This window comes from Sessilibacter corallicola, assembly GCF_021290925.1.
Classification (GTDB): domain Bacteria; phylum Pseudomonadota; class Gammaproteobacteria; order Pseudomonadales; family Cellvibrionaceae; genus Sessilibacter; species Sessilibacter corallicola.
This window is the reverse complement of the sequence record NZ_JAJSLX010000001.1, coordinates 1,435,209-1,448,412: the sequence shown is the minus strand read 5'-3', so window position 1 is coordinate 1,448,412 and position 13,204 is coordinate 1,435,209. Positions and strand designations below refer to the sequence as shown.

The window sequence follows — 13,204 nt, the reverse complement described above, 5'->3', positions numbered from 1 at the left end:
ATTCCACAAGGAGTGTTAGCTTATTCGGCAGGAATGAAAATAAGTAAAGAAATTCTTGAGCCCACAAGGAATAGCGGGCTCAGAGAAGGGATAAAGAGTGAGGGCTATTTGTTTTCGATTTCGAACACTTCGTTCTTGTGCGCGTTGTGAAGAATATCGATCATTTTATCTTCGGCTTCAAAACGGTTAGCGAGCATTTCTCCCATATGAGATAAGTCGCTGACAAGTGCGCCCAGATCATCGATTTCAACGTACTTATCGTTAAAGTCCAACAGTGACTCGGTAGTAGAGTCGACGATTTGGTAAAATTCTGCCGCTTTTTTTAAGCCTTCGGTGTCATCGAATTGGCGTCCTTCTTGAATCAAGTTGTCATAAACTTCAAAGTGACCGGCCGAGACATAATCAACCAACAATTGGCACAGCTTGCGAAGTTTAGGACCGTATTCTGGATCATTGTCTTGAAAGGATTTGACGCCTGATAAACCGCAGAATATGACCAACAGCTCCTGGCGCTCTGCCAACCAGCGATCTATCAATTCGTTAACACCACCCCAACGCTCCTGGGCTGTGCGGCAATCATCTAACATGGGACATCCTTAGTTTTATCAATCAATCTAAATTAAGTGCTCGTTGTAAAGGCGCACCTTGTAAGCTTGACGATAGATTATCTCACTTTATAGAGCAAGAAAAACCGGTTTTAAAATTGTTTCCCATAAAACCGAGTCGTCCATACTTTAATTTGAAATATAGGCGAGATTCTGTCGTTCACAGAAGGTTGAGCAATAAACTCACCAACTGAATTAATTGCCTGAATTCGGTTAATAACAATTTTCGATTTCTATATATCGTTCTGAGTTAATAGCACGCATCAATAAAAAAGAGTTAGCATTGGCCGAGCCTTCAATATTGCTTGTAATAAAAGTAGAGATTCTTAAAGTGTATTTATTTGGGTACATGAATATTTACTTTTTGATATAAAAGAATGCCAGACGAGTAATATTACAATGATAAGTGTTTTTAAAGTTTGGATCACACAAGGCTCGTTGATCCGGTGGAGTTATCATGCCTACTCATAATATTTTATTACCCTCTAGTGACACGTTAATTCTCGATGAGCGATCATCTTGGGCGCGACCCATAAATGCTTCTGAGCGGGCGGAATGTAGCAAATTGTTGAAGAGGCATCTTGTGGTCGAAACTCATGATGCCTGGGTAAAGTTTTTCCTAAAAGAAAAAGCAGTTGAAATTCCCATCCATGAAATACTAGAGACAAAATTGTTGTATTTTCGGCGCGCAAAAGGACCGGGTTGGATTTCACTTGAGATTAAAAATACGAATGCTAATCAACTCGTAAGATTATTAGAAATTGGTGAATTTTCGGAAGCGGGATTAGCTTGGTTTCAAACTCAGAAAAGCAAGCTAGAAGGTTGGATGAAAACATCAATTGACGTTATCGATTGCGGATTTGATTGTTAACAGTTGTTAAATCATTGGTTGGTACAAGTAAGCTGGTTCGAATCGTTTGTAGAATTGTTAATTCGCACCAGCCACTTATTTTTAGCAATCTTAAGAAGATTGACTGTCTTCAATCCATTGATTTACCAGAGTTTCTAATACCGATAACGGAATTGCGCCGTGACTGAGAATTTCATCGTGGAAGGCTCTTAAATCAAAGTCTTCTTTCAGTTCTTGTTCGGCTTTTGCTCTTAATTCACGGATTTTTAATTCGCCAATTTTGTATGCCAAGGCTTGGCCGGGCCAAGTGATGTAGCGGTCTACCTCGGAAGTGATGTTGTGCAAGCTTAACGCAGAATTTTCTGCCATAAAGTCAATGGCTTGCTGGCGGCTCCAACCCAGAGAATGAATACCCGTATCAACCACTAAACGCAGCGCTCGCCACATTTCGTAACTTAAACGGCCAAAGTTACTGTAAGGGTCTTGATAAAATCCTACTTCCAAGCCCAAGCGTTCAGCGTACAAACCCCAACCTTCGATAAATACTGTGTAATTCACTTGTCGGCGAAAATCAGGAATTTCCGACTCCAAACTCAAGGCAATTTGTAAGTGATGGCCCGGAACCGCTTCGTGCAGTGTAAGCGCTTCCATTGTGTACAACGGTCGAGATTCTAATTTAGACGTGTTGATAAAATAAAAGCCAGCTCTGGTGCCGTCAGAGGCGCCAGGTGCGTAATAGGCAATTGTGGTTTTTTCGGCAATATCGGCAGGCACTTCTTCAATGCCGTAGGGTTGTCTCGGTAATTTGCCAAACAGCTGGGGCATAAAACCGTCCATCTTTTTCGAAATGGTACTGACAACCGACACTAACTCTTCCGGCGTTTTTGGATAGAATCTTGGGTCGGTGCGAAGGTAATCGATAAATTCCTGTACATCGCCGTGAAATTTCGCGTCTTTAACCGCCTGCTGCATTTCGCGATTAATTCTTTTCACTTCCGACAGGCCAAGGTTATGAATTTCTTGTGGCGTTAAATCGGTGGTGGTGAATTGCGCAACGCGAGATTTATAAATTTCATCGCCATTTTGCCAGTGACGAATCCCTGGATTTTGCTGGCATGCAGGGTGATACTCTTCGGTATAAACCTGGTAAAGCTGTTTGAGTGGCGGAATAAATTGATCGGAGATTGCCGCTTGAGCTTCGGCTTTAAGTTGAGAACGGGTGTCCTCACTGAGTCTGTCGGGAAGGCTATTAAAAGGCTGATACAACGAGCTGTCACTTGCTGCATCGACAATGTGAGCGCTAATAGACGTCTCATAGCCCTGCATGGATTCGCAGGCGTGAGTGAAGCCGTGTTTGATTGCCTCGCGCATGACTTCTACATGGCCTGATAAATACTCAGGGAAAGCGCGAATTCTTTCGATGTAATCCCGATAATCTTGCTCGGTAAACAACGCCAAACGATTCATGGAATAAAGGTAATCCAAATGGATGCCGCCGCGATTGGTTAAGTTGATCAAATCGTATTTAACGTCGTGGCGTTTTACCTGGTACTCCAAATCTTGTTTTAGAAGTTGAAGATTGAGTTGGTTACTGGCACTTAATTTTTTAACCTTTATTTTATTAAGGCGCTGCAAGAATTTTTCTGATTGCTCGGCTCTGCGGGCCAAATCGGCCAACGATGTCTTTGGTAATTGTCTGTTGTAGCGCTTATCGCCTTCTGAGGATGCTGTGAACGGGCTTTCCTGCAAGGAATACTGCCAGTGGTCGTCGAGTATTCGCTCGAATTTTTTGTCTGCTGCTCCAGCATGGGCATACTGCACTGACGCTAGCACACAGGCTAACCAACACGTTAGATAAAATTTACTGTTCATGGTATCCACTCATCAAACTGAAATATTAATGCTTGATACGACGGATAAAACCTCGCCTGCCGCATAATTTCATCGACAGTTTCCGAAATACTTTTTCCGAAATACTCTCGCTGACATGAACAGTTAAGGTGAGTCTGGCCTCTCCGGTACACTTACCGGCGTATTGGCTGGGGTATCTACTGGATTATTGGGTGAATCCGTATTTTGTCTATCAGCGCCGGGTGCAGTAATGGCTTCTTGAGAAGATTCTTCTTTGTGATCGATTATTAATTTAGGTCGATTTTTGGCGCTGTCGTAGTACCCTTCTTGCTTGAGTTCATGTGCGATAATTTGGCCGGCAATGATTGGAATTTTGAGTAGCCCGAATCGAGTTTGTTGATCATCAATTGAATTTATCTCTTGGGTGAGTTTGCGTCTGTGTTCGATCAATACCGATTTATCAATACTTGGGTTGTTCGATAAAGATTCAATCAGTGAAAGGTGCTCAATTAATTGAACTCGTTTTTTAAAATCGACCTGGTTTAATTCAAAATTTTTAACGATCAAATGTTTCGAATTAATGGGCAGGCGATCTGACTCAGGTTGAATTGCTAAATTAGAAAAATCTGAGCAATTGACGACGCCGGATTTTCTTTCTTGGTCAGTACAGGAATTAAATGGACGAAAGGTTAAATTGTCGGTGCTTGCAGATTGTTCCAACTCAACAGCACGGCTGATTTGCTCGGAGTAATTAAATTCTGGTGTCGGTATTTTTTCGGGTGTTTTTTCTGATTGAGTTTCAGTGGTGTTTTCGATTGGATTCGTTGTTTCGGTTTTTGTTGGCGTTGTATGAGCGGCGACTGTTTTTCTTGTTTGTTTTGGCTCTACGATTGTATCTTCTGACGTTGAGTTATTGTCGTGCGCTTGTGATGATTCTGTTGCCGAGCTTTCAGTTTTTACGCTATTGGTTTGTATGTTGATATTAATAACAACGGATTTTTCGGTAACGGATGGGGTTCTATGGTTGGTGTATTTTTCTGAAATATAAATAAATGCAGCGGCGTGAAGAACAAAACTGGCACTCAAGCAATACCATAATTTCCGGTTAGAAAATAGGGTGTTGTTAGAATCCAAACATTCCTGTTCGTATACCGCTTGCAAGGAAAACACCTTTTTGATGATGAATTTTTAGAATCAACATCGAAAAGACCGCTAGGGCTGGTATTTGGTTCCCTATAAGCCAATGCGCGTAAATTATTCGTTACGCAAAGTTTCAATAGGGTTCAATCGAGACGCTTTTAAGGCTGGAAGAATTCCGGCAATCAAGCCAATAATCAACGATAACAATAGCGCCAACAACAAATAAAATACGTTTATCGATAAAGGTAAGTTCGGCAAAGTAACATTTAACGTAAACACAATACCGAGCGCAGTGACTATTCCGATTAGTCCACCCGAGCAAGAAAGTACAACAGCTTCGCCTAAAAACAAACTTAAAATTTGCTGCCGGGTGGAACCCAAGGCGCTGAGTAAGCCTATTTCGCTGGCGCGCTCTTGCAGTGATGTCATCATGATTGTCACTACGCCGACACCGCCGACAAATAAAGAAATTCCACCAATGCTGGCCACCGCTAAGGTAATGAATCGAAGAATATCATCCAGGGTTGATAGCATGTCTTCTTGAGTAAATAGGGTAAAGTCTTCAATCCCGTGTAAAGACACTAATTGCCGTGTAATACGATCACTCATGTTGGTGCTATTGGTAAATTCATCAAAGACAATATCAATTTCCATCAAGCTTTCGCGATCAAACAATTGCAGACCTCGGGCGACAGGAATATAGATAATGTCATCCAAGTCAAAACCCAACAGTTGGCCTTTTGATTCCATAACGCCAATAATGCGAAAACGCGTACCACCAACTCGGACAAATTCTCCCAATACCGGTCGGTCGCCAAACAATTCTTGTTTTAATTTGCTGCCTAATACCGCGTAAGCTCGTGATGAATGAGGATCGTCTGCCGGTAGAAAACGCCCTTGCGAGACATTAATTTTCCAGGCTTTATCGGCATCTGAGCTAACGCCAAAAATATTTGTATCGCGACTGAATTGATCGGCTTCGACCTTACCGGTGCCATTGACAATGGCAACAACGGCGGTTACGTAGGGCAATTTCCTTAAGGATTCAGCGTCATCAATACTCAGAGGCTTTACCGAGTTCAATACGCCAGGCATGCCTTGAGTGCTGCTTTTTCCAGGAGTGACCGCGATAATGCGAGTGCCAAATTGCGAGAAACTGTCGAGCAGGTAATGCCTGAGTCCTTCACCCACCGACGTTAATAATGCAACCGCAGTAATTCCAATTGCGATACCAGCAACGGTCAACACACTGCGTTGTTTTGCGCTTAAAACCGATCGGGTGATCCAGGTAAAACCGTCGATTAAATTCACGTTTTACACCTTTTGAATAGCGGTGACAGCGGCCAGTCGGCTGGCCCTTTTTGCCGGCACCCATGAAAAAATAAGACTGGTTGCCAGTGCGGTGAATACGGCGGCAAAAAATACCCACACAGGAACGGTAAACTCAGTGCTAGTCACAAAACCGTTGGCGGCGGCGATAAACACCAAGCTGATTAATAATCCCAAACACGCGCCAATGCCGCTGGTTAACGCAGATTCCAACAGAAATAACGTCATGATTTGCCGAGCCGAAGCGCCGAGTGCTTTGAGCAAGCCGATTTCGCGCGTGCGCTGGCCAATACTGATCAGCGTGATATTCATAATCAGCAGTCCGGCAACCAGCAAACTGATCGAAGCAATGGCGCCAATCGCTAACGTCAGTGCTGAAATGATGTCATCGAAGGTCGATAAAATCGCATCTGGGCTGACTAAGGTTACGTCTTGTTCGCCCTGGTGCAGTTCTGTCATGGTGGCGAGAATCTGCTGCTTGGTCTGTTCAAGGTTGGCATTGGCTTTTATTTGTATGAGTACTCGGAATAAACCTTCGATGTTAAAAACCCTTTGCGCCGATGCCACCGGAATAATTACACTATCGCTTAAATCCATACCAAAGGCGTCGCCCCGCCCTTGCAGCTCTCCGACAACACGGCAGCGATAATCCGCGATTCTTAAATTTTCCCCAATCACTGGATTGGTACTGAATAATTCTTTGCGCAGCGTTTCTCCTATTAAGCATTGACCGTCGGCTCGGCGAATATCATTGATGATCAAGTTACGCCCTTGCGACAGGGTGATTTTTTGAATATCGATAAACGTGTTGGTGGTGCCAATAAGAAGGGTTTCGCGGGCGCGAGAGTCTGAGGAGATTTCTGCGCTGCCAATAATTAACGGTGCGACCGCATTAATGGCCGATAATTTTCGTTGTAAAAAATAAATGTCATCAAGGGTAATATCACGTGCGGCAACGCCGGTAATCGGTGGCATTCCGCCAGTAGTTTCGTTGCGTCCGGGGTACATAATTAACGTGTCTGAGCCTAAATACGAAAATTGATTGAGTACGTAATATTTCGCGGCTTCCCCCAATGCCGTTAACGAAATAACCGAACTCAAGGCAAAAGCGATGGCAACAATAATCATGCTGCTGCGAAATTTGTGGCGGCTGATGCTGATCCAAGTAAACCTTAAATAATCAACAAGGCTCATGACGTTTGTCTTGTACGATGTTGCCATCGACCATCTGTAATTGGCGTTTCGCGCGCGCACCTAATTCAGAATCGTGAGTCACTACCATTAAGGTAATGCCCTCGTTGTTGAGTTGTTCCAGCAAATCGACCACTTCTTTGCCTGAGTGGCTGTCGAGATTTCCTGTTGGTTCGTCGGCGAGGACTATCTCCGGTTTGCGCACAATCGCGCGCGCTAAGGCAACGCGTTGGCGCTGGCCGCCGGACAATTGATTGGGCAGGTGCAGTGCTCGATCGGCAATGCCCAATCGCTCCAGAGCAACCGTGGATAATTGTCGGCGCTGTTTGGCATTCACACCGGCCAACATCATCGGCAGTTCTATATTTTCCCGACTGTTTAATCGTGGCACTAAATGATAAGCCTGAAAGACAAAACCAATTTTTTCACTGCGCAATTTTGCGAGTTCTGCTTCGCTGCGATTTTTGGTGTCTATGCCGTCTAAAAGATATTGCCCAGAATCCGGTGAATCCAATAAGCCCAGCACATTTAATAAGGTTGATTTACCGGAACCGGAAGGCCCCATAACAGAAAGGTATTCGCCGGAATGAATGTCTAAATTGATTTTGTCTAAGGCGTTAATGGGTTGATCACCCAGAACGAATGTTTTGCAGATATCGATTAATTTAATCATTGTTAATCGAAACCAATTGGCCGTCTGTAATATTGTCGGCGTCGGGGTTTCTGACAATTTGATCGCCAGCGTTGAGCCCTTCGACCACTTCCGTGAACGACCAATTACTCAACCCCGTAACAATGGAGACTTGTTCTAATCGATTGTCAGCGTTGATGCGCCATACTTTTTGGTCGAGCGAAATGGTTTCTGTGGGCAGGCGAAGTTGATTTTCTTTGCGCGCTAAAATTACGCTGATATCGGCACTGTAGCCCACTAAGAGTTTCACCTCCGGGGGTAATTCATCGATCTGTACCTCCACCGCTACTGTGCGCGCCTGCTTTTCGAGATCCAATACATAAGGCGCAATTCGGCTGACGGTGCCGGGTAATTCGCGATTGCGGTAGGCATCCAATGTGATTGTTGCTTTTTGCCCAACCCGAACACTGGCCGCGTCGATTTCATCAATGGGCGCGGAAACGTACAGGCAAGAGAGGTCAATTAAATCTACGGCAGCAGGGGTTAAAATTCCCGGCGGTGACGGAGTAACGTATTCCCCTATTTCGCCTTCTATTTCGGCAACAACACCCGCGAAAGGCGCACGCAATTGTGTGAGTTCAAAATTGGCGGTGTGTAAATCCAGATTAGAACGCGCAATTTGAACTTGAAGTTCTGCCGTTGTACACGCAGTTTGTTCGATTTGCGCAGTGGTACGTGCGTTGTCGGCTTCTTCAATGGACGTCAGTTTTTTCGCGAGTAGTTGACTCTGGCGTTTGGCTTCGCGCTGTTTTAAATCGGCCTGTAGGCAAATTCTTATTTTTTCGCTCTCGCGCATATTCAGCGAGCTTTGCGCTTGAGCAATTAACGCGGCGTTATCTTTATTCCACAGCTCCAGTAACAATTCACCTTGTTCAACGTACTGCCCTTCGGTAACTTCCAGTCGTGAGACAACACCACCGGCGGGCATCGATAATTTTGAGCGACGGCACGCTTTAATCGTGCCTGCGCGGGTGTTGGTAACGGTTGATTCCACCGGGCCAAGTTCGGCCGTTACTTGCCAAACGCCGATGGACTTTTCACTCCAAGGCTGCCAAACAAAAAGCCCAACAACCAGGACAACACAGACACTGAGTAAAATCTTAAATTTGCTCATATCAGATTATGGCGAAAGATACGTGTGGTTTTATTTTGGATTGATTCGATTAACAAACCACTGACGTAAATCAATCCAAATGAATTAGACGTTTCTGATTAACTTCCGACAACAAAAAGGCGACTGATTAGCAACTTAATTTTATGAATTTAAGAGAAGTGATATAAAAAATATTTTTCAGCTGATTACGTTATTAAAAGTAATTCAATTATTTTTATACGCTGGAAAAGCAATTTAAAGATTCAAAATGTTTTGCACAAATAAGGCAAGTTCAATGGCGTTGTCAGAGCCTTCGTATTTTTTCAAAATAAAAGCGCTGTCTTCGCGGCTGATTTCAATCCAATGCCAGCCTGGGCGCTTGATGGAAATGTCGTGAACGTAAACGTCGCCGTTATTACTTAATTCGCCGGTGATTTTTGCCGATTTTGAAAAATACACCAGAATCAGTAAATTACCGGACTCAGTATTTTTGAACGCTCCTTTTCCAATCGGTCCGTTTGGCACCGAGTGAAAAGTTTCAACGCGTACAATTTCTAAATTTTTTGGGGAAACCGTTAATTCGTCGCTGGCAAAAGGTTGGGCAATTTCATTAATGTTGGCGGGCAAGCTTAAGGTAAATGAGTGCTCTTTTACTTCAATATAATCGAGAACCGTCGACGATGGATTGCCAAAAATTCCGCCGGGAATGGCGGGAAACAACAGCTGCAAACCTTCATCAATAAACGAATCATCCAAAGATTCACCGGAAGGCGAATACTTTTTATAACGCATGGCAAAGCTTTGTGCTTGGGGTTGGTACTGTGGTTGGAGCGCTGGAAAATTTTCGCAAGCGGTGAGGAAAGTGAAAATACCCATAAAAATCAGGCAGAAGACACGGCGACTGGTTATCGTCAGCCGGTGAGCGAGCGTGTTTATTTTTTTGAATAAAGACTCGATCATAAAAATATTAACGGGTTTCTGTCTCTGCTATTGAACGCAGAGAATTATACCAGCCTTTACTTGTAGGCATTGATTAAAGATCAACAATAAATGGTGGTTTGGCTGAAAGTTGTGACGGAATTTTGTATTGATCATATTCTGATTCCTATTGCTTCCAAGCGTGAACGGCTCAGGCAAGTCGTGAAAATAACAAAACTTGCCTGAGTGTCGTCGTCAGTTTTGAAAGCATTTGGCAAGCATTGGTGATTAGCCCACCAAGTGCATGCCTAGAATAATCAAGAGAATTAAATTGCACAGCAAGCCGATGGCGAAAAAATAACTGCGCGGGCTGGGGTTGGCCTCGGTTGCTATTACATAATAAAGAACCATGTGGATCAATCGAGCAATGACGTACACCCAAAGCAATCCGCTAAGCCAGTTCGCGTCCATTCCAACGAGCATGGCTATCAACGCTGGAAACACCATCAACGGCAGATTCTCAAGCGAGTTTAAAAACGTTCGGTTGCTTCGAAACACAAAAGACTCTTGCCCAAGCTCGGCGCCGACAATACCGGGTATGTACTGCGATTGTTTGCGGTGAGCAATCATGGCAACCAGGCTTTGTACAAACGCCATCACCAGCAATGCGGTCAATGCGTAAAGAGAGCCACTGTAGTTAGAGACCATCACTTGTCCGAATTCAGAAGTCGATAACATAAATCATCCTATAAATAGATTGTTAGCAATTATATTGTGCACAATATAATTGTTTTAGGTTGCGCGCAATGTTTTATGGAATTTAATACAATGATGGATGTACCAAGGTCCGTTGGCGGGTCCTTACTAACTATTACTGTTATCCAGAGTCTTCAAGTGCCCGATCTCAAACTAGAAAACCAAGTCTGTTTTTCTCTTTACAGTGCCAGCAATGCGTTGATACGCGCTTATCGCCCGCTTCTCGATGCGCTGAATTTAACCTACTTGCAATACATGGTGATGATTGTGTTGTGGGAGCACAAAACGTTGAACGTTAAGCAGGTGGGTCATTTTCTGCGTCTCGATTCCGGGACATTAACGCCGTTGCTTAAACGCTTGGAAGAAAAAGCGCTGGTTGTTCGTCGGCGATCAACAACGGATGAAAGAGTGCGTGAAATTACGCTTTCTTCAAAAGGTGAAGAACTGTACCAACAAGCGAAAGCAATTCCCGAACAGCTCGCCTGCCGAATCAGTTTTTCTTATGAAGATGCTAAACAGTTGAAGGCGTTGGCGGACGATCTATTGAAGGTAATAGAGTCAAAATAAAGATTTGGGCGTGTCTAGATTTGGGTGTGCCTATGAACAATGGGGAGAGAAAAACGGGCAGAGAAAAATAGGCTGAAAAAAACGGGCTGCGAATGAGCCCGTTTTTTATGGTGTGACGCAGATTACGTGCAATTATTTTTTCGCGCGCTTACGTTCGTTTTCGGTCAATAGCTTCTTACGAATACGAATGCTCTCTGGCGTTACTTCGACTAATTCGTCGTCTTCGATGAATTCAAGCGCCTGCTCAAGAGTGTGCTTGATTGGCGGCGTTAAGGTTAACGCTTCGTCGGTACCGGAGGCGCGAACGTTGGTTAACTGCTTACCTTTAATGGGGTTAACTGCCAAATCGTTTGAACGAGAGTGGATGCCGATGACTTGTCCTTCGTAAACGTCCACAGCGTGGCCAAGGAACAAGCGCCCACGGCTTTGCAAGTTAAACAAGGAATAAGCCGCAGTTTTACCTTTCAGCATGCTGACCAATACACCGTTTTGACGCTTAGCAACGTCGCCTTCTTTTACCGGACCATAGTGATCGAAGATACTGGTCATGATGCCGGAGCCTGAGGTCATGGTGAGGAATTGTCCTCTAAAACCGATCAAGCCACGAGATGGCACGATGAATTCAAGTCGGGTGCGGCCTTTGCCATCGGGTTCCATGTTGGTGAGTTCACCTTTACGTAGACCCAGCTCTTCCATGATTGAACCTTGATGTTCATCGACAACATCAATAACAACTTGCTCGTAAGGTTCTTGAATTTCACCGTCGATTTCTTTTTGAACCACTTCTGGACGAGAAACGCCGAACTCAAAGCCTTCACGACGCATGGTTTCAATCAAAACAGACAAGTGCAATTCGCCGCGGCCAGAGACAACGAATTTGTCTGGGCTATCGCCAGGAGTAACACGTAGAGCCACATTGTGAATCAGTTCTTGATCGAGTCGATCTTTAATGTTTCGTGTGGTTACGAACTTACCTTCAAGGCCTGCAAACGGTGAATCGTTTACGATAAAGGTCATGCTTACGGTAGGCTCATCCACGCTCAACGCTGGAAGCGCTTCAATGCATTCTGGGTCGCACAAGGTGTCAGAAATGCTGAGACCGTCAATACCATTGATACAAACGATATCACCCGCTGAGGCAAGTTCGGTTTCGACTTGCTCAAGACCCAAGTAGCCTTTCACATTAAGTACTTTACCTTTGCGCTCTTTACCGTCAGCCGACTTAACAACTACTTGTTGGTTTGGCGACAGTGTTCCGCGAGTAATACGGCCAACACCGATAACACCAACGTAGCTGTCGTACGCCAATGCAGATACTTGCATTTGGAATGGTGCTTCTGGGTCAACCTGTGGCGCAGGAACTTTTTCAGCGATCATTTCGTACAATGGCGTCATGTCTTCGGCCATGTCATCAGGGTCTAAACCGGCAATCCCGTTTAGAGCTGATGCGTATATCACTGGGAAATCCAATTGCTCTTCGGTAGCGCCAAGAGCGTCGAACAAATCAAATACCTGATCCATTACCCAATCAGGGCGTGCACCTGGGCGGTCGATTTTGTTGATAACTACGATCGGCTTTAAGCCTTGTTCGAACGCTTTAGAAGTTACAAAGCGCGTTTGTGGCATTGGGCCGTCAACGGCGTCAACCAATAAACAAACGCAATCAACCATAGAAAGAACACGCTCCACTTCGCCGCCGAAGTCGGCGTGCCCTGGGGTGTCTACAATGTTAATTCGGTAATCGTTCCATTCGATGGCCGTGTTTTTCGCCAAGATAGTAATACCGCGCTCTTTCTCCTGATCGTTGGAGTCCATGATGCGCTCGGCGCCCACGTCTTTACGGTCGAGGGTGCCGGATTGGCTTAACAATTTGTCGACTAAGGTGGTTTTACCATGGTCAACGTGAGCAATAATTGCGATATTTCTTAACTTCTCAATCACAGGGAAATCTCTAGGTGGGCAAAATTTGGGCGCGATTATACCCAGTGTCGTGTTCATAACATAGGGGGTTTTGAGAATAGGGTGTTTTTATTTCAATACTTGTACTTCTGTGAACGGCATGAGGCAGAAAACGGCCTGGTTCTAGTGTTGTATTGTTGAATGATTCATTGGCAAGTCTCTGCGTTACCCACTTCTTGCTCAGTGGCGAGCAAGGTAGAATGACGCCCTTTTTTAACGATGACCTTCGTTGTTCAGGTATAACCCAATAGGTG

The 13,204-nt window shown here is 44.5% G+C and carries 12 protein-coding genes; 2 read left to right on the top strand and 10 right to left on the bottom strand.

Translation table 11 applies throughout. The annotated features are described in order from the left end of the window. Positions 1–104 precede the first annotated feature (104 nt). Positions 105–587, bottom strand: a complete 483-nt coding sequence (rsd, locus tag LU361_RS06040) for a sigma D regulator (protein ID WP_233087916.1) — start codon at positions 585–587, stop codon at positions 105–107. A gap of 475 nt (positions 588–1,062) precedes the next feature. On the opposite strand from rsd, the gene LU361_RS06035 reads away from it, so the two are divergent. Then, positions 1,063–1,476 (top strand): hypothetical protein, encoded by a 414-nt coding sequence (locus LU361_RS06035; protein WP_233087915.1) that lies wholly within the window; start codon positions 1,063–1,065, stop codon positions 1,474–1,476. A gap of 90 nt (positions 1,477–1,566) precedes the next feature. Here LU361_RS06035 and LU361_RS06030 read toward each other — a convergent pair whose 3' ends face one another. The 8 genes from LU361_RS06030 to LU361_RS05995 form a co-directional block, all read right to left on the bottom strand. Next, the gene (locus tag LU361_RS06030) at positions 1,567–3,327 is read right to left on the bottom strand and encodes a DUF885 domain-containing protein (RefSeq protein WP_233087914.1); all 1,761 of its coding nucleotides are present in this window, start codon (positions 3,325–3,327) and stop codon (positions 1,567–1,569) included. Positions 3,328–3,450: 123 nt separating this feature from the next. Then, the gene (locus LU361_RS06025; protein ID WP_233087913.1) at positions 3,451–4,467 is read right to left on the bottom strand and encodes a hypothetical protein; all 1,017 of its coding nucleotides are present in this window, start codon (positions 4,465–4,467) and stop codon (positions 3,451–3,453) included. A gap of 93 nt (positions 4,468–4,560) precedes the next feature. Next, complete coding sequence (locus LU361_RS06020) at positions 4,561–5,757, bottom strand: ABC transporter permease (RefSeq protein WP_233087912.1); 1,197 nt, start codon at positions 5,755–5,757, stop codon at positions 4,561–4,563. A 3-nt stretch (positions 5,758–5,760) separates the two neighbouring features. Further along, a complete protein-coding gene (locus LU361_RS06015) occupies positions 5,761–6,969 on the bottom strand; it encodes an ABC transporter permease (protein ID WP_233087911.1) in 1,209 nt (402 codons plus the stop codon). Then, entirely contained in the window at positions 6,956–7,639 is a 684-nt protein-coding gene (locus tag LU361_RS06010) for an ABC transporter ATP-binding protein (RefSeq protein WP_233087910.1), read from the bottom strand. The genes LU361_RS06015 and LU361_RS06010 overlap by 14 nt, the downstream gene beginning before the upstream one ends. Beyond that, positions 7,632–8,771 carry an efflux RND transporter periplasmic adaptor subunit gene (locus LU361_RS06005; protein ID WP_233087909.1) on the bottom strand — a complete coding sequence of 380 codons (1,140 nt, stop codon included), beginning with the start codon at positions 8,769–8,771 and terminating at the stop codon, positions 7,632–7,634. Before LU361_RS06005 ends, LU361_RS06010 begins: the two co-directional genes overlap by 8 nt. A gap of 234 nt (positions 8,772–9,005) precedes the next feature. Beyond that, complete coding sequence (locus LU361_RS06000) at positions 9,006–9,710, bottom strand: hypothetical protein (protein ID WP_233087908.1); 705 nt, start codon at positions 9,708–9,710, stop codon at positions 9,006–9,008. A 246-nt stretch (positions 9,711–9,956) separates the two neighbouring features. Then, positions 9,957–10,406, bottom strand: coding sequence for an MAPEG family protein (locus tag LU361_RS05995; RefSeq protein WP_233087907.1), 450 nt, complete (start codon positions 10,404–10,406; stop codon positions 9,957–9,959). 75 nt (positions 10,407–10,481) lie between these two features. Here LU361_RS05995 and ohrR point away from each other — a divergent pair, with 75 nt between their 5' ends. After that, a complete protein-coding gene (ohrR, locus tag LU361_RS05990) occupies positions 10,482–10,991 on the top strand; it encodes a transcriptional regulator OhrR (RefSeq protein ID WP_233087906.1) in 510 nt (169 codons plus the stop codon). Between the two features lie 132 nt (positions 10,992–11,123). On the opposite strand, the gene typA is transcribed toward ohrR, so the two are convergent. Beyond that, a complete protein-coding gene (typA, locus tag LU361_RS05985; protein ID WP_233087905.1) occupies positions 11,124–12,932 on the bottom strand; it encodes a translational GTPase TypA in 1,809 nt (602 codons plus the stop codon). Positions 12,933–13,204 lie beyond the last annotated feature (272 nt).

Excerpts from the sequence above, each read along its gene's own strand:
- rsd (WP_233087916.1), bottom strand. The coding sequence starts at position 587 with ATGTTAGATGATTGCCGCACAGCCCAGGAGCGTTGGGGTGGTGTTAAC.
- LU361_RS05995 (WP_233087907.1), bottom strand. The coding sequence starts at position 10,406 with ATGTTATCGACTTCTGAATTCGGACAAGTGATGGTCTCTAACTACAGT.
- LU361_RS06035 (WP_233087915.1), top strand. The coding sequence starts at position 1,063 with ATGCCTACTCATAATATTTTATTACCCTCTAGTGACACGTTAATTCTC.
- LU361_RS06000 (WP_233087908.1), bottom strand. The coding sequence starts at position 9,710 with ATGATCGAGTCTTTATTCAAAAAAATAAACACGCTCGCTCACCGGCTG.
- ohrR (WP_233087906.1), top strand. The coding sequence starts at position 10,482 with ATGGAATTTAATACAATGATGGATGTACCAAGGTCCGTTGGCGGGTCC.
- LU361_RS06030 (WP_233087914.1), bottom strand. The coding sequence starts at position 3,327 with ATGAACAGTAAATTTTATCTAACGTGTTGGTTAGCCTGTGTGCTAGCG.
- LU361_RS06005 (WP_233087909.1), bottom strand. The coding sequence starts at position 8,771 with ATGAGCAAATTTAAGATTTTACTCAGTGTCTGTGTTGTCCTGGTTGTT.
- LU361_RS06010 (WP_233087910.1), bottom strand. The coding sequence starts at position 7,639 with ATGATTAAATTAATCGATATCTGCAAAACATTCGTTCTGGGTGATCAA.
- LU361_RS06015 (WP_233087911.1), bottom strand. The coding sequence starts at position 6,969 with ATGAGCCTTGTTGATTATTTAAGGTTTACTTGGATCAGCATCAGCCGC.